General features: G+C 76.2%; 18 protein-coding genes. 4 read left to right on the top strand and 14 right to left on the bottom strand.

The features are described from left to right. The first annotated feature begins 197 nt into the window (after positions 1–197). Entirely contained in the window at positions 198–1,427 is a 1,230-nt protein-coding gene (locus tag BJP40_RS26160) for a cation:proton antiporter (RefSeq protein ID WP_071282856.1), read from the top strand. Positions 1,428–1,788: 361 nt separating this feature from the next. Then, positions 1,789–2,649: a hypothetical protein gene (locus tag BJP40_RS26155; protein ID WP_071282855.1), complete on the top strand. Its 861-nt coding sequence runs from the start codon at positions 1,789–1,791 to the stop codon at positions 2,647–2,649. A 140-nt stretch (positions 2,650–2,789) separates the two neighbouring features. On the opposite strand, the gene BJP40_RS26150 is transcribed toward BJP40_RS26155, so the two are convergent. The 6 genes from BJP40_RS26150 to BJP40_RS26125 all read right to left on the bottom strand — a co-directional run bounded on the left by BJP40_RS26150 (position 2,790) and on the right by BJP40_RS26125 (position 7,234). Further along, positions 2,790–3,194 carry a hypothetical protein gene (locus tag BJP40_RS26150; protein WP_071282853.1) on the bottom strand — a complete coding sequence of 135 codons (405 nt, stop codon included), beginning with the start codon at positions 3,192–3,194 and terminating at the stop codon, positions 2,790–2,792. Between the two features lie 180 nt (positions 3,195–3,374). Further along, a complete protein-coding gene (locus BJP40_RS26145) occupies positions 3,375–3,710 on the bottom strand; it encodes a hypothetical protein (protein WP_071269099.1) in 336 nt (111 codons plus the stop codon). Between the two features lie 166 nt (positions 3,711–3,876). Next, the gene (locus BJP40_RS26140; protein WP_071282852.1) at positions 3,877–5,220 is read right to left on the bottom strand and encodes a DUF2254 domain-containing protein; all 1,344 of its coding nucleotides are present in this window, start codon (positions 5,218–5,220) and stop codon (positions 3,877–3,879) included. A 294-nt stretch (positions 5,221–5,514) separates the two neighbouring features. Beyond that, positions 5,515–5,883 (bottom strand): luciferase family protein, encoded by a 369-nt coding sequence (locus BJP40_RS26135; protein WP_071269101.1) that lies wholly within the window; start codon positions 5,881–5,883, stop codon positions 5,515–5,517. Positions 5,884–6,324: 441 nt separating this feature from the next. Next, positions 6,325–6,780, bottom strand: a complete 456-nt coding sequence (locus BJP40_RS26130; RefSeq protein ID WP_071282850.1) for an archease — start codon at positions 6,778–6,780, stop codon at positions 6,325–6,327. 1 nt (position 6,781) lies between these two features. Next, positions 6,782–7,234, bottom strand: coding sequence for a YbhB/YbcL family Raf kinase inhibitor-like protein (locus tag BJP40_RS26125; RefSeq protein WP_071282848.1), 453 nt, complete (start codon positions 7,232–7,234; stop codon positions 6,782–6,784). A gap of 520 nt (positions 7,235–7,754) precedes the next feature. Between BJP40_RS26125 and BJP40_RS26120 the strand changes: the two genes are divergently transcribed. Further along, complete coding sequence (locus tag BJP40_RS26120; RefSeq protein WP_071282845.1) at positions 7,755–7,979, top strand: hypothetical protein; 225 nt, start codon at positions 7,755–7,757, stop codon at positions 7,977–7,979. Between the two features lie 149 nt (positions 7,980–8,128). Here the strand turns inward: BJP40_RS26120 and BJP40_RS34660 are convergent, their stop codons facing one another. Both BJP40_RS34660 and BJP40_RS26110 read right to left on the bottom strand, forming a co-directional pair. Further along, positions 8,129–9,238, bottom strand: a complete 1,110-nt coding sequence (locus BJP40_RS34660; protein ID WP_071282844.1) for an SIS domain-containing protein — start codon at positions 9,236–9,238, stop codon at positions 8,129–8,131. A 350-nt stretch (positions 9,239–9,588) separates the two neighbouring features. After that, positions 9,589–10,887 (bottom strand): RICIN domain-containing protein, encoded by a 1,299-nt coding sequence (locus tag BJP40_RS26110; RefSeq protein ID WP_071282842.1) that lies wholly within the window; start codon positions 10,885–10,887, stop codon positions 9,589–9,591. Between the two features lie 113 nt (positions 10,888–11,000). Here BJP40_RS26110 and BJP40_RS26105 point away from each other — a divergent pair, with 113 nt between their 5' ends. Continuing rightward, positions 11,001–11,366 carry a PH domain-containing protein gene (locus BJP40_RS26105; protein WP_071274781.1) on the top strand — a complete coding sequence of 122 codons (366 nt, stop codon included), beginning with the start codon at positions 11,001–11,003 and terminating at the stop codon, positions 11,364–11,366. Here BJP40_RS26105 and BJP40_RS34655 read toward each other — a convergent pair. The 6 genes from BJP40_RS34655 to BJP40_RS26085 form a co-directional block, all read right to left on the bottom strand. Next, entirely contained in the window at positions 11,344–11,487 is a 144-nt protein-coding gene (locus tag BJP40_RS34655) for a hypothetical protein (protein WP_177204488.1), read from the bottom strand. The two genes, BJP40_RS26105 and BJP40_RS34655, sit on opposite strands and share 23 nt — an antisense overlap. Before the next feature lie 37 nt (positions 11,488–11,524). Beyond that, the gene (locus tag BJP40_RS34650; RefSeq protein WP_177204487.1) at positions 11,525–11,692 is read right to left on the bottom strand and encodes a hypothetical protein; all 168 of its coding nucleotides are present in this window, start codon (positions 11,690–11,692) and stop codon (positions 11,525–11,527) included. A gap of 309 nt (positions 11,693–12,001) precedes the next feature. Then, entirely contained in the window at positions 12,002–12,487 is a 486-nt protein-coding gene (locus tag BJP40_RS26100) for a hypothetical protein (protein ID WP_143066031.1), read from the bottom strand. A 248-nt stretch (positions 12,488–12,735) separates the two neighbouring features. After that, positions 12,736–13,263 (bottom strand): flavodoxin domain-containing protein, encoded by a 528-nt coding sequence (locus BJP40_RS26095; protein ID WP_071282838.1) that lies wholly within the window; start codon positions 13,261–13,263, stop codon positions 12,736–12,738. A 546-nt stretch (positions 13,264–13,809) separates the two neighbouring features. Next, positions 13,810–14,505: an ester cyclase gene (locus tag BJP40_RS26090; RefSeq protein WP_071282899.1), complete on the bottom strand. Its 696-nt coding sequence runs from the start codon at positions 14,503–14,505 to the stop codon at positions 13,810–13,812. 147 nt (positions 14,506–14,652) lie between these two features. Further along, entirely contained in the window at positions 14,653–15,462 is an 810-nt protein-coding gene (locus BJP40_RS26085; RefSeq protein WP_071282897.1) for a VOC family protein, read from the bottom strand. Positions 15,463–15,694: the final 232 nt, after the last annotated feature.

The raw sequence follows: 15,694 nt of genomic DNA, 5'->3' as shown, positions 1-15,694 counted from the left end.
CCCGGCCGGGCGGCGGGGCCGGCCGCACCGCCGGCGTCCGGCCACCGGGAGCGGCGCCCGCGGGCCGGCCGCCCGCCACCCCGCCCGGTCACGGGAAGCGCCCGCCGGCCACGGCCCGCCTCCCGCGTGCGCGGCGGTCTCGAACTCACCCGAGTGTCTCGTTTGCCCGCATTGATGGAGATCACTTAGATGCCGATATGGCACAGTCGGGGACGCTTCTGCTGATCATGGCCGTCGCGGTGCTCGCGCCGCTGCTCGCGCACGCGGCGAACCGGCGGATCCCGGTCCCCCTGGTCATCTTCGAGATCCTGCTCGGCGTCCTCGTCGGGCCCGACGTCCTCGGCTGGGCCACCGCGCACGAGGAGTCGATCGACGTGCTGTCCGACCTCGGACTCGCCATGCTGATCTTCCTGGCCGGGTACGAGATCGACTTCGCCGCGGTGCGCGGCGGCACCCTGCACCGCTCGCTCGCCGCCTGGGCGATCTCCCTCGCCGTCGGGCTCGGCATCGCATACGCCCTCGCGGACGGCCGGGCGACGGCGAGCTTCGTGATCGGCACGGCACTCACCAGCACCGCGCTCGGCACGATCCTGCCCGTCCTGCGCGACTCCGGGAACCTGCGCGGCCCGTTCGGCACGGCGGTGCTCGCCTTCGGCGCCGTCGGCGAGTTCGGGCCCGTGATCGCCATGGCGGTGCTGCTCAGCGGCCGGCGCCCCGGGCAGGCGACGCTGCTTCTGCTGGCGTTCGCCGCCGTCACCGCCGCCGCCCTGTGGTGGGCGTCGCGGCCCCGCCGCCCGTGGTTCTCCGAGATGGTCGAACGGACCCTGCACACCAGCGGCCAGTTCGCCGTCCGGTTCGTGATGCTGTTGCTGGCCGCCATGCTCGGGCTGTCCCGCGTCTTCGGGCTGGACATCCTGCTCGGCGCGTTCGCCGCGGGCGTGCTCACCCGCCTGGTGCTGCGCGGCGCCGCCCCGGAGAGCCGCGGCGAGGTGCTGGGCCGGATCGAGGCCATCGGCTTCGGCTTCCTCGTGCCGGTCTTCTTCGTCGTCACCGGCATCGAGTTCGACCTCGACGCCCTGGTGGACGACGGCCGCCCCCTGCTGCTGGTCCCCGCCTTCCTCGCGCTGTTCCTCGTGGTGCGCGGGATCCCGCTCTACGTGCTGGCACCGCGCGGGTTCCACCGCCGCGACCGCGCCGCGCTGACGCTGTACGGCTCGACGTGCCTGCCCCTCGTCGTCGCCATCACCACCATCGGGCTGGACGACCGGGCCATCACCACCGGTGAGGCCGCGGCCCTCGTCGGTGCCGCCCTGGTGTCCGTCCTGGTCTTCCCGCCGGCCGCGCTCGGGCTGCGCCCCGGAGCGCGGGGCGACGCAGCTGCCGGCGGGCACCCGCCGGCCGACCAGGAGACTTCGGAGTCGTGGTGACGCGTACGGCCCCGGCGCCACGCTGACGGCAGCGGCGGCCGGCCGCACGCCCCGCCGGCTCCCGCCCGGCCCGACCACCCCGCACCTCACGCCCCGCAGCGCGGGCACCGGCCGCCCGACCACCGGCTCCCGGCCATGACTCCGGGAGGGGGCGCCCGGCGGCCTCGGCGCGAGGCACGATGGAAGCGGCGGGCACCGCCGGCCCACCCGCTGCGCAACCGCACGGCCGCCCCACCGCCAGGGGGCCGGGCACGCCGACAGGCACCGGTGGGCGCCGGCAGCCCGGAGGACTGCGGAGGCACCGGGGGTGCCGGAAGGGGCACCGGTCCGTACCGCCGCGAAGACGACGAGGAGGCCCCGAGTGGACGGATCCGACGCACCGGGGGCCGGGCAGCGCCCGGCCGGCAAGTCCCGCTTCGACGACATCTACGACCAGCCCGACCCCCGCGCCTACTTCACCCGGCTTGCGCCGCTCGGCTACGAGATCCCGCACCACGCCCAGGCCGTCTTCCGCCGTGCCGCCGCCGAGCGGGCCGCCGTGCCCGACGGCGCCCCCGGCCGCCCCGCCGTGCTGGACCTGTGCTGCTCGTACGGCATCAACGCGGCGCTGCTGAACCACGACGTCACGCTGGCCGACCTGTACGCGCACTACACCGCACCGGGGACGGCGGACCTCACCACCGAGGAACTGGCGGCCAGGGACCGGGAGTTCTACGCCAGGCGGCGCCGCCCGGACGCCCATCCCGTCATCGGACTGGACATCGCGGGCCGCGCCGTCGGCTACGCCCGCGCGGTGGGCCTGCTGGACGCGGGCTTCACCGACAACCTGGAAGCGGGCCCGCCCGGGCCCGCGCTGAGCACCGCGCTGGCCGACGTCGGGTTGGTCACCCTCACCGGCGGCGGCAGCTACGTCACCGAGAGGACGTTCGGCGCGCTGCTGTCCCGGCCCCTGCGCCACCCCGTGTGGGTGAGCGCCTTCGTGCTGCGCACCGTGTCGTACGCGGCGGTCGCCGAGACCCTCGCCGCCCGCGGCCTGCACACCGCCGCCGACGCGTCGCGCACCTACCCGCAGCGCGCGTTCACGGACCCCGCCGAGCGGGATTTCGCGGTCGCGGCGGTACGGGCCCTGGGCGCGGACCCCGCCGGCCGGGAGGCCGCTGGCTGCTTCCACACGGTGCTGTACGAGTCTCGCGAGCCGGGCCCGGCCCCTGCGGTCCCGTGACCGCCCCGCGCACCCCGGCGGCACCACCGCCGGGCGGTCCTGGCCCGCCCTCGGCCTTCGCCGGCCTTCCCGGGCGGTGCCCCACCACCTCGTGCAGCCGGGGCTCTCCCGGCCGGTGCGGCGGGGCGGGCACCGGGAGCCTACGCGCGGTGCAGGGCCACCTTGCGGGCCAGGGGGCGCTCGTCGGTGTGGCCGCAGAGCCACGCCAGCGCGTCGTGGGCCCCGAGGACGTACTCCCGGTCGTCGACCGGGCTGGCCGGGTCGTCGAGCCGTACGGTCGCCGCGTCCACCTCCGCGGTCAGCGCGTACAAGTCGGGTACGGCATCCCCACGGGCCCCCGTCACGGGGCCCCTCTCGCCGTAGGCCAGCGCCCAGTCCAAGGCGTCCCGCACACCCGCGGCGAAATGGGCGCGGCGGCGCCCTCCGGGGGCTCTCCCGGCGGCCCCGGTCGCGGACGCGTACGCCGACCGGGCCTCTCTCCGGACGCGGACACCGACCGGGGTTTCGTCCTCCTGTTCTCTCGCCCTGCTGCGCAGCGCGCACATGCCGGTTCTCCTTCCCGCGATCGACCGGCACGCAGGACTCGGGCGGGCCCGGCCCCTCGTCCTCCCCGGGACGGCGGAGCAGGCTCCGGCCTCCGCCGTCCTGCTTCCCGGCTGTTCGGGTTCCCCGCCCGCCCCGCGCCCATGCACGGCCCGGCGCACCCGGGGACCGCGGCCCGGCGCCTACGGGGGCGGCGCGGTGGTCCGGCCGCCGCGCGGGGAGCGCACCGCGTCGACGAGCTGCGCCACGCTCGGCGCGCCCTCCGCGTGGCCGTCTGCACCGCGGTAGGTGCGGCTCGCCAGGCCGGTGGGCGTGTCGCCGGACGGTGCGAAGGGGTCGCGGCCGTCGACGAGCAGGGTCGGCGAGCCGTGCATGCCGAGCCGGGCGGCCTGCGCCTCGTTCCTGACCGTGTCCACCACGACGTCGCCGGCCAGCGCCTCGGGCAGGGCCCGCCGGAGCCGGTGCAGCAGGAGCGGCAGGTTCGGGCAGTCCGGTACGGCGAGTACGCGCAGTTCCATGGCCGCCTCCTCGGCGCGGGCCCGTTCCGGCCTGATGACCCCAAGCGTAGATCTCCTCCACAGGGTGTGGACGGACGCGGGCGCACCGGCAGGGCTCGGCGGACGACCACCCCGCACGGCGGTGCCCGGCCCGCCCGGCCGGAGCCGCCGCCCGCCGCGGGCGACGTCAGCCGACCCCTCGGCGGTCGGGGGTGAGGGAGTGGTGGCGGGCGGCGGCGGCCGGGGTGGCGGCGTGCACGGCGCGCTCCAGGCGGGCCCGTTGGCGGTCCAGGGGCTCGCGCCGGGAGGCATCCGGCCCCACGGCGGGCCCCAGGGCGTCGAGGAGCGCCGCGACGCGCCGCGTGACCTGCGGGGACCCGGCGCCGTAGAGGAGGATCTCGGTCAGCGCCAGATCCACCAGCTCCGCCCAGGTGGGGCCGGACTCGACGAGCCGTACGGCCCCCGCCGCGTCGGTGTGCGCGTGGCGGCCCAGGGGGTGGCGGGCCAGCCGGGCGAGGAGGACCTCGATGCGGTCCAGGGCCTGCACCGCGGTCGTGGGGTCGTTCACCGCGGGCGACAGGGCGCGGACCGCGATGTCCACGAGCTGCCGCAGCCCGTAGCCGACGTCCTGCTCCATGGTCCGCTCACCGCCCACCTCCACCGCCCGGCGCAGCCGCCGCGCCAGGTCGGGGCCGGGCGCGCCGCTGCCGTGCACCTCGAACAGCGGCGCGCCCGAGGCGAGGTACTCGCCGATGCGCGGGACCAGGCGCAGGGTCACGCCGTCCTCCGCGGCCGTCGCCACGAGAGCCTCGATGTCGGCGACCTGGAGCACGCCCGGCGGGCCCGCGAGCCGGACGACGCCGAGGGGGGCGCCGACCGTGGCGGGGGGCTCCTGCGGCGCGGGGCCGCCCGACGGGGCCCGCAGCATCCACAGGGCCTCCTTCGTCACGCGGTCCATCACGTGCGTCACGCGCATCATGCGGATGGTGGCGTGGACGTACACGACGAACAGCACCAGGCTGATGACGACCAGCGTCATGGCGAGCGACGAGCCGACGTACGGGACGACCGCCAGGTCGGGGTCGTCGGTCGCGGTGTACTCCTTCTGCAGGCGCAGCGTGTAGAGGAACGTGCAGAGGAACACCGCCAGCGTCACCTTGGCGACCCAGCTCTCCACGTACAGGCGCAGCACGCGCGGCGACAGCTGCCCGGCGGCCATCTGGAGGGCGACCAGGGTGATGGAGAAGACCACGCCGATGAAGGTCAGCATGGCGGAGCTCATCGTCCCCATGGCGATTTTCGCGGCGGCGCCGAAGTCCTCGGCCACCCGGAGGTACCACAGGTCCTGCAGGTCGACCGAGCCCCAGCGGGCGTTCAGCTCGTAGATCAGCTCGTCGGTCCACACGGCGAGGGACGCGGTGACCCACCCGACGGCGATGCCGAGCAGCGGGACGATCAGGAACGACTCCCGCAACCGCTTGCGCAGCCGGGGGCAGCGCCCTCTGCGGCGCCGCAGCGCGTGGTCCGCCATGCCACCCCACGCTCGGCGGTCCGTCCCGCGCCCGCAACCGCGGTGGCCCGGACGGGGGCGGCCCCTCACTGTGCCGATCGGGAATCGGAGGCTGCCGGGCGCGCCGGCACGCGCCGGGCCTCTCGGGCGCGGCGGCTGCCGCGACGGGACGCCCACCCCACCCCGTGGCTGGACGGCCGCGGGGCGCCCACCGGCCCGGGTCCAGGTGCCGCCGCGCACCCGGACAGCGGCTGCGAGGGCCTACGCGGGAACGGCGTGTACACGCCGTTCCCGCCGGCTCCCGGTGGCGCCGGGTCACGCCCTCCCGCGGCGGGAGCACGGCGGCGTCGCAGCCGGGCAGTCGTCGCGGGTGTGTGTGCGGCAGGCCGCGAGGGCCGCGCTGACCAGGGTGGCCAGCAGGTCGATGTCGGACCCCGTCTCCAGCCGTACGGTGACCCAGCCGGTCGCCGGGCACAGCTTCAGGGCGGTGGACCTGCGCAGGGTGGGGCCGAGCCGGGTGAGGAGCGGGCGGGTCAGGTGGACGTCCGCTTCGTTGTCGCCGTGGAAGTGGACGATCTCCGTGCCCCCGGCGCACAGGCAGTGCGCCGCTCCACAGGGGGCGGGACCGCAGGACAGCGCAGACCAACAGGCCAGACGGTCCCTCGCGTCCATGGCCAGGTTCATGGGGCCAGCCTGCCCCAAACGGGGTCGTCCGCCCAGACTGCGGGAGCAAGAAACCGAACACGCTCCGGCGCCCGCCGCCGCCCCGCGCGCCCCCGCGTCCCCGGGCCCACCGCAGGAGGTTGCCGCCGTGCGCTGCCGCACCACGAGCCACCACCGGCCGGCACCCCACGACCGCACCACCGTGCCGCGAGCCGCACCCCCACCACGTGGCCCCGACCGGCCGCGCCCCCACCAGAGCCGCACCGCACCACCGGACCACCGCGCCGGGAGCCACAACCCCGCACCGGCCACAGCTCGCCGCACCACGCGGCACGGCGAGCCACGCGCACGCGGCCGGAGCCGAGGGGCCGGGACCGGGGCCGCACGCCTACAACTCAGCCACAGCCACAGCCACAGCCGGAGGCTCCCGCCCTGCCGCTGTCCCCGGAAGGGCGCAGCCGGTCAGTCGTCCGCCACCGTCACGCCGCAGGTCCAGCCGTACGGGCCGCGCCCCATGTGCAGGTCGCTCCACGACACGGAGGTCGGGGCCGTTCCGGTCACCGGGACGGCGTCGGCGTCCGCCACCGCGAACCGGACGTCCAGGTCACCGTCGGCGGCCTCCACCTCCACGTCCACCGGCACCTCGCCGTGCACGTCGAAGCGGAACACGACCTCCTCCAGGAGCGTCGCCAGCAGGTCCTCGTCGCTCTCCTCCGGCACCCGCACCCGCCGCACCGCGCGGGCGCGGGCCGCCGACACGTCGGCGAAGCAGTCGACCCAGCCCAGCACGGCCTCCCCCAGGCACTGCTCCCTGGTCTCGCCCCATGCCTCGATCCGCACGTTCCCGGAGTGCGGCAGCGTCCGGTGTCCGGCCGTCTCGTCCCGGGGACGACCGGGCTCGGGCGGTTCGGCGGCCATGTCAGCGCCGGTACACGCCGACCAGCGTCCCGCTGGCGAGCTGCCGGGGCTCCACCGCCTCGTGCACCTGCTCCGCCGTGGGGGCGTCGGGCAGCACGCAGGGCTCCCCGAGGGCGTAGAGGCGGAAGAAGTAGCGGTGCGCCTCGTCGCCGGGCGGCGGGTGCGGGCCGTCCCAGCGGCGCTGGCCGAAGCCGTTGACGAGGGCCGTGCCGCCCGGCGGCACGCTTCCCGTCTCCGCCCCGCTGCTGTGCGGGTCGATGCCGACGACCACCCAGTGGACGAAGGTGCCCGACGGGGCGTCCGGGTCCTCGCAGAGCAGCACCAGCTCGGACGCGTCGTCCGGCACGCCGGACCAGGTCAGCGGGGGAGAGACGTCCTCGCCCTCCAGTGCGTACCGCCGCGCGATCGGCGCGTGGTCGCTGAACGCGGCGCTCATCAGCTCGATACCGGCCATGTCGCCCGGGGTACCCCCGCCACCCGGCGGCATGCCTGCCGCCGGGTGTCCGTACGCGGCGGCAGCACCAGAACGGCCCACCCGCCCCGCGCGTCCTCCGGCGCCCAGGGCGCGACGGACACGACGGACAAACAGCGGAGAAATTTCCTGTTTCAGGGTGTTTGCACCTCTCCATCCGGGGTTATTCTGTAAATAGACCTGCGGGACGAGCGAGGGAGCTCGACCGGAGTAGCCGACTCGAGTCGAAGCGTCGAAGCAGTTGCTACGGCTGGGGCCGACGTCGACGGTAGGGCTGAGAGGCCGGAAGGTCGGGAGACCGGAAGGCGACCCCCAGAACCTGATCCGGGCAATGCCGGCGCAGGGAGCCCGCCCCGTAGGTCGCCTCACGCCCCCGTAGCCGGGGGCTTTCTCGTGCACCGCGGACGGCGCGGCTCCCCGGCCCGTGTCCCGCCGGGCACCGGCGCGGTTGAGGGGGGCGGGACACCACCCGCCCCCCCCTGCACACCGCCCCGGAGACTCCATGCACCGCGCCGTCCTCGCCGCCGTTTCCGCCGTCGCCCTCGCCGCGGCCGCCGGACCCGCCGCCCAGGCGGTGACGCCCTCCGCCGCACCGCTGTCCGACGTGGGCGAGGCCCTGGGCGGAGCGGGTGAGCTGGGCAGCGGTGTCGGCGCCACGGGCCTCGCCGGCGCGACCGCGTACGCCGGCGGGCTGGCGAGCCTCGCCGGCCCGGTCGCCGCGCAGTAGGCCGCGGCGCCCCCGCAGCGCGCCTCCGGCACCCCACCCGGGAGGACCAGCGGACCAGCCCCAAGAACCGCCCCGCGCCCCCGCGTCTCCGATGCCGACCGGGCCGGCCCAGCGCCCGGCGCCCGGCACCGCAGCCGTGCGGTGCCGGATCAGCTGGGCGGCGGGACCGGGCCGGCCGCGGCCGGCCCCTCGGCCGCGCCGGACAGCACGACCGAGCGGGTCAGGCGGCGCGGGCGGTCCGGGTCGAGCCCCCGCTGCTGGGCGAGGGCGACGGCGAGCCGCTGAGCCCGTACGAGGTCGGCCAGCGGGTCCATGCCCTCCCCCGCGCCCCTGGCCCGGCGCCGGCCGTCGACCGCACCCGGCTCGCGAGCCGCGTCCGCGCAGGCCCCGGCACCGGCGCCCGGGCCGGCCTCCGCACCCGCACCCGCACCCGCACCCGCACCCGCACCCGCAGAGCGGCTCCCCGTGGCGGCCTCGGTGTCCACGGTGGACGCCGCGGCGGATCCGGAACCGGCCACCGTCAACGCGCCGGTGGCGACGACCTGTTCGAGGAGCCCCGGGGGCGGCGGCCCGAAGAACCAGACGGCGCTGTCCGGGCCGGTGACGCTGAACGGCCCGTGGCGGTACTCCATCGCGGGGTACGACTCCGTCCAGACCCCTGCCGCCTCCCGCAGTTTGAGGGCCGCCTCGTGCGCGAGCCCGATCGTCCAGCCGGCCCCCAGGAACGTGAACTGGTGTGCTTCCAGCACGCCTTCGGGCAGCGGTGACCGCACGGCCCGCTCGGCCTGCTCCGCCAGGTCCGCGGGAAGGTGGCCGACGGACGCCCGCAGCAGGACGAGGACGCTCGTCGCGAACCGCGTCTGCACCACGGACCGCTCGTCGGCGAAGGACAGGTCCACCACCGCGTCGGCGACCTGCCGCACCGGCGCGTCGGGATCGCCCGTCACCGCCACGGTGGGCGTGCCCGACGCCACGCGCCGCAGCGCACCGAGGACCTCGGTGGTGGTGCCGGACCGGGTGAGGGCGACGACCCGGTCGTAGGGGCGCGCGGCCGGGAACTCGGACGCCGCGAACGCGTCGGTCTCCCCCAGTCCGGCCGCCTCCCGCAGCGCCGCGTAGGACTGCGCGACGTACAGCGACGTGCCGCAGCCGACGACGGCGACCCGCTCCCCGCGCTCCGGCAGCCCGTGCGCGCGCATCTCCCGCGCCCGCCGCCAGCACGCAGGCTGATCCGCGATCTCCTGCTCGGCATGACTCACGACGGCTCCTGGCGGTCGGGGGTGCACGATCAAAGGCGATCCGTTTATAGGCGAACCACTCAACTCCGAGCAAGGGAATGTGCAGAATGGAGCGTCGGCCACCCGCAGCGCCGGCCCAGCCGCCGTCGCGCACCGGAGCACTGCCCGGGGCCGCACGGCCCGGGTGCGGGGCCGCTGCCCGGAGCCGCTGCCCGGAGCCGCACAGTCCGGGTGCGGGGCCGCTGCTGCCCCATGACTCCCGGCGCCGGCGCTCGACGGGTCGGGCGGTGCTGCTGGCCGGTGGCTCTGAGGGTGACGGTGCGCAGCAGGGCCACCGGTGACGGCCGGTCGACGGGCGCGGCGCGGCGGAGTCAGGCGACTGCCTCCAGGGACCACGCCTGCGGGTCGGCCGCGTTCGGCTGCTGGAGGTGCAGCGGCGCCCCGTTGTCGGGGCCGGACGCCCCGAGGACCAGTCCGGTGCCCTGCAGGGTGAGGGTGTGGGGTCCGCCCGCGGCGGGGGCGGTGGGCTGCCAGCGCTGGGCGATGTTGTCGGGCGCGCAGGGCCGCTGCACGACCGCGCTCCCCGGGGTGCGGGGGTCGGCGCCCGCGAGGCACAGCCCGGAGTGAGCCGCGTGGATCTGCACGTGGCCGTCCCCCAGGTCGCTGACCAGCCACTGCTGGTTGGGCCCGCCGTGCCGGTCCCAGAGGATGACGGGCGCCCCGTCCGCCACCGAGCCCTCCTGGACGTCGAGGGCCCGGCCGAGGGCGGGGTGCACCAGCAGGAAGCGGCCGCTGGGAACGGGCGGCGCGGTCGTCGGGGCGGGGCCGGCGCTGTCGGCCGGGCTCTCCGAGGGGGTGGGCGAAGGGGTGGACGGGGCGGACGCGGGGGCCGTGGCCGCCGTCGGTGTCGTCGCGGCGAGGACCGCGGTGTCCCGTGCGGGCTGTTCCGTGTCGCCGCCCATGACGCTCAGCACGCCGCCGAGGGCCAGGCCGACCGCGGCGCAGGCGGCGAGCGCCAGCCACGGCAGGGCGCCGCGCGAGCGCCGCGGCTTGGCCCGGGAGGCCCGGCGCCTTCCCGGCGGTCGTCCGGGCGCGCCGGCCTGCGGCGGCACGGGGCCGTCCCCGCGGCCACCCGCGCGACGGGCCCCGCCGCGCTTCCGGGAGCCGGCGCCGTACGCATCACCGGGATGAGGGCCGCCGGGATGTGGGTCGTCGACCCGCGGGGCGTAGGCGTGGGAGACGTACGGTCCGGTGCCGTGGGGGCCGCCGCCGTAAGGCGCCCCGCTTCGCGGCCCGTTGCCGTGCAAGCCCCCGCCGTGGGCCCTGCCGCTGCCGTACGCCCCGTCAGCGGGGCGGCCGCCCGCGGAGGAGCCCGCGCCGTACGGGCTGCCGCCGTACGGCCCGTCCACGAGGGGCGGCAGCACCTGCGTCTGGTCCGACGGCCCGGCGGGAGCCGCCGGCGGCAGCAGCGTGGTCGCCTCCGGGTCCCCGGCCGCGGTGCTCATCGGCGGCAGGAGCGTGGTCGCATCCGTGTCACCCCCCGTGCCGGCCGTCGGCGGCAGGAGCAGGGGGGCGTCGGCATCCCCCGCCGCGGACACCGCCGGTGGCAGGAGCGTGGTGGCGTCCGGGTCCCAGAACTGCGGTTCGTCACCGTGTGGTTGGTGGTTCACCCGTGCTCCCCGTCCCTCCGCGACCGTACCGCCGCGGGCCGCCGTCCGTCCCGTCGCGCCCCCGCGAAGGTACAGTGCGACGATCGTACGTATCGATGGGTGGGGGGCTTCTCATGGCACTGTTCGGCAACGCGCACACCGTCGACCCGGCGAGCGCGCAGCAGGAGTACGCCCGGCTCCTCGGCCAGGGCGAGCGCGTGCAGGCCGCGTACCTGCTGATCCGGGACACGATCCTGTTCACCGACCGGCGGCTGATCCTGGTCGACAAGCAGGGCATCACCGGCAAGAAGGTGGAGTACCACTCCATCCCCTACCGCAGCATCACGCACTTCGCCGTGGAGACCGCGGGCACGTTCGACCTGGACGCCGAGCTCAAGATCTGGATCTCCGGCAGTCAGATGCCGGTGCAGAAGACCTTCACGAAGGGCGTCGACATCTACGAGGTGCAGGCGATCCTCACCCAGTTCGTGGCCCGCTGACCTCCTCCGCGGACGGCTCGACCCCTGCGGAGACGCCGTCCAGGACGCGGGTGAGCCACAGCCCCGTGTCGTCTTCCGCCGGCAGCACGTCGTACGTGACGTCGGCCGCCGCGACGGCCACCAGCCACGGGATCCGGTAACGCAGGGCGAACAGCGGCTCACCCGTCCTCCTCCACCACCAGGGTGCGCCGCCGCCCGTACCCGCTGTGGCGCAGCCGCACGCCGCCTTCCAGGGCGAACTCCCGTCCCGCGAAGGCGACGACGGCCCGCCCGCCGCGTCGGCGCGCCCGCACCGGCGTGTCCCCGATCCGCCCTTCCCAGTCCACGTCGGGGAGGGGCCCGGGCGGGAGCGGCGAGACCGGGGACGGCGGGGGTGCGCCGCGGCGGCGGCCCGGCGCCGACCGTCGGAGACCGCCTCCCCGAGCAGGCCCACCACGACCGTGCCGGCGGCGATCGGCACCGCGATGGCGGTCGCCAGGGCGAAGGACGCCCCCGGAACAACAGCACCACGACCGTGGTCACGGCGAGGACGAGCCCCGTCACCGCTCCGATCCGGGCGTTCTCACGCATGCGTACCGCGCCCCTCCGCTCCGCGTTCCGCGGCACGGACAGGGTGGCTCCGGGGCGGCGCCGGGTCAGCCGAGGGTCATGGCGCGGGCCGCGCTCACCGTCTCCGGGCGGCCGGAGAGCCCGGGGACGGTCATCACGACCCGCGCGACGACCCCGTCCCCGGGGCGGAGGCCGTCCTGCCCGTCGGCGGTGACCGTGTCGGTACGGGTGCGGGGTGCGCCGTCGCACACCTCGGGCGCCCGCACCCGGGCGACCGCGGACGTGACCCCGCTCGTACGGTCGGCCAGCCGGAGCGCGAAGGCGGGGGTGCCCGCGCCGACCGGGCACGCGTACGTGTACGTCACCCGGGCCGTCAGCCCCGCCTCGCCCGCGACGGCGCCCTGCACCCGCACGCCGTACGCGACGGGAGCGGAGGACGCCCGGGGCGCAGGGGCGGCCTCGGCGGGCGGAGCCGGGGCCGCGGCGGCGGCACCCGCCAGGGCGCACACTGCGGCGGCAGCCGACAGCAACCGCCTCCCCGGTCCGCGGACTCCTCGTTCCCCACGCGGCATGTCCCGTCCCTTCCTCGTCGACTCCCGGTCTGTGGGCGGGAATGTACGACGCGGGGAGCGGCCGGCAGCGCCGTACGGGGTCGGGGTCGGCCGCAGGCACCCGTTCGGCCCTGACCGCCGGACGGGCCGGTGGCCGTGAGCGTCCCTCCGAGCGGCTCGGGGCCGTGCGGGCAGTGGCCCGTCCGCCGTGGGGGACCGGTCTCGCGGGCCTGCGGTCCCGGCAGGGCCGCGGCGGGGGCGGCGGTGCGTCAGGCGGCCTCGGCGGAGCCGAGCGCGGCCGTGATCTCCGCCGCCCAGGCGTCGACGGCGTCCCAGTCGCGGTAGTCGCCGTACCGGATGCCCATCGCCTTCATCTTCAGCCGGCCGGGCACGGTCAGGTGCTCGGGTGCGATGACGCCGGAGAACAGCCGGCGCCCCCGCGGGTGCAGCCGTTCGACGAACTTGCCGGTGATCTTGCGCTCCTCCAGCGCGGCGACCCTGTCGCGGGGGCCCGGCACCGCGTCCGCCATGCCGACGCTGAAGATCCACAGCGGGTGGCGGGCCAGTGCGGCGCCGTGGGCGTCGGTGAACCGCCGGGCCTCGGGCAGCCACGCCATGTCGTGCACGGCGCTGCCGATGACGTACGCGTCGTAGGCGTCGAGGTCCGCGGCCGTGAGGGCCTCCAGGGGCCTGGTGACGGCGCGGAGCCCGCCGTCCGAGAGGCGGGCGGCGATCCGCTCGGCGATGCTGCGGGTGGAGCCGTGGGCGGTGGCGTATCCGACGAGCACGCTGGTCATGGTGGTCTGTCTCCTTGGTCCGGCCCCGGTCCTGCCCGGACCGGGGCCGGACCGGGGCCCGGTCCTGCCGGGCCCGGTCCTGCGCGGGTCCGGTCCGGCTCTCGGCGAGTCCCGGCCCGGTCGGGCCGTGTCCCGGTCCCGGGCCGCTCCGGGGTGCCATCGGGGCTACAGGGTGCTTCCACCCCAGCGAACCCCCGGCTTCCGGTCCCGGGCCAGGCCCGTTCGGCCCCTGCCCGCCGCCGACCAGCCTTCCGGCACCGCGTACGGGGCCGGCCTTCCGGCACCCGGTTCTGCCGGCACCGCGTACGGCGGGCGGATGGGCCCGCGCCGCTCTCCTCCCCCGTGACGGTGTGCGTTCCTGTCGCTGGATCGACCGCCCGCAGGGCCCGTACGCCCGTCGGAGCCGTCGCACACCGCCGGCCCCGGAACCCGGAGGCCCGGACCCCGAAAGGGCCCCCGCACCGTGGGCGGACCGCGTGGCGGGGGCGCCGGCCGCACGGCGCCCCCGCCCTTGTCCGGTCCCGGCCCCGTGCGGCCGGGCCTCCTTCAGGACTCCAGGGCGCCGATCTGCTCCATGAGCCCGAGCGCGTCCCAGTTCCACCAGCCCTCGGCGAGCTTGCCGTTCTCGCAGCGGAAGGTCACGTGGCCGGTGCCGCTGACGTCGCGGCCGGTGGGTTCCATGCCCTGGAACTCGCCCACGTGGCTGCCCCGGAAGGTGAAGCCCGCGCACACCAGGTCGCCCTCGGCCACCACCCGGTCCAGGGTGATGCGGCCGCCGAACGCCTCCACGACCTCCCTGTTCTCCGCGATGGACTGGTCGAGGCCCAGGTCGTCGGAGGACAGGTTCGGGTCGTGCTCGCGGTACCCGTCCGCGCACAGCTGCCGTGCCGCTTCGAAGTCCTGGTCGTTCACCACCCGCTCGAAGAAGTCCCGCACGAGGGCCTTGTTGAGCTGCTCGTCACGCAGGACGTCGAGGTCCGTGAACTGCGGCTCCTCCTCGCAGAGCGACACCATCTCCTGGTAGAAGCGGTTCGTCTCGGGCAGGTTGGAGTTGCGCATCGCCTCCTCGTACGAGGGGAACTCGACGATCTCCACGACGTGCGTGGAGTCGGCGCGGTCCTTGCCGACGATCGAGTGGGTGGCCGTCCGCTTGCCGCGGCTCGCTTCGGCCCAGTTGTCCAGCACGTGGTTGAGCTCGTCGACCTGCCGGGTGCGACAGTCGATGAGTTGGACGAACGTCATGGCACCCGCCTCCTGCATCCCGTGTGTGCTCCGTCCCGACGTCTTCACCGTATGCCCGTTCGGGCGGAATGTCCTGGGATCGGCCCGGCCCCGGGGGCACGGAGCCACCGGGGCCGGGCGGGGCCGGGCGGTGCGGGCGGGGGAGGCTCAGGAGACCTCGGTCATGGTCGGCGCCTCGCCCTCGGTCCGGGCCACGTCGATCAGCGAGAACGCCGCACCCTGCGGGTCCATGAGCGCGGCGAACCGGCCGAAGGGGCTGTCGACCGGCCCGAAGAGCACCTTGGCGCCGCGCGCGGTGGCGCGGTCGAGCGCCGCGTCGACGTCCTCGACGGTGAAGTACACGTTGATGTACGGGGGGATCTCCGGCGGGAAGTCCGCGTCCATCTTCATGCGGCCCAGGACCATGTCGTCGCCGAGCGCGAAGGTCCGGAAGTCCATCCGGTCGTCGTCCATCTGCTTCACCGTGTACGGGAAGAGGGACCGCAGGAAACCGTCGGCCGCGTCCGTGTCCCGGGTGTAGAGCTCGGCCCAGCAGTACGTGCCGGGCGCGGGCGGGGACGCCTCGAAGCCCTCGTGCCGCCCGGCCTGCCACACGCCGAACGTCGCGCCGCTGGGCTCCCTGACGAGGAGCATCGAACCGAAGTCGCCGACCTGCATCGGGCCCATCACGACCTCGCCGCCGTTGTCCCGCACGCGGCGCGCGGCGTCCTCGACGTCCGGGGACGCGAAGTACAGGCACCAGGCGGACTGCGGGGCCCCGCCCTCCTGGCCCGGCATGGGCGGCACGATCGCGGCGACCGCCTTGCCGTCGGCGTAGGCCTGCGTGTAGTTGCCGTACTCGGCGCTCGCCTCGCCGAAGGTCCAGCCGAGTACGTCTCCGTAGAAGCTCTTGGCCCCCTCCAGGTCGGTGAACATCGCGTCCACCCAGCAGGGCGTCCCCTCGGGCATTCCGGCCATGACGATCCCCTTCACACGTGCGTGGTTGGCATGCCCGTCACGGGCTCACTCGCCACGTTAGCCATGACGGGCCCGCGCCGCGCGCGGAACACCGAAAGAAACCGAACAAACAATCGATTCCCGGGTGGGTCGGCAGGCCGGTCGGTCCGTTGCACCCACCGGTACGCACGCACGGGCCCGGGCGACCGGCCCGGCTCGCAGCCCCGCAGCCCGACGCCCCCGACCGCGCCCG

The organism is Streptomyces sp. CC53 (assembly GCF_001865245.1).
GTDB lineage: Bacteria > Actinomycetota > Actinomycetes > Streptomycetales > Streptomycetaceae > Streptomyces.
Note: the sequence above shows the minus strand (reverse complement) of the source record. Positions and strands in the feature narration are given on the sequence as shown.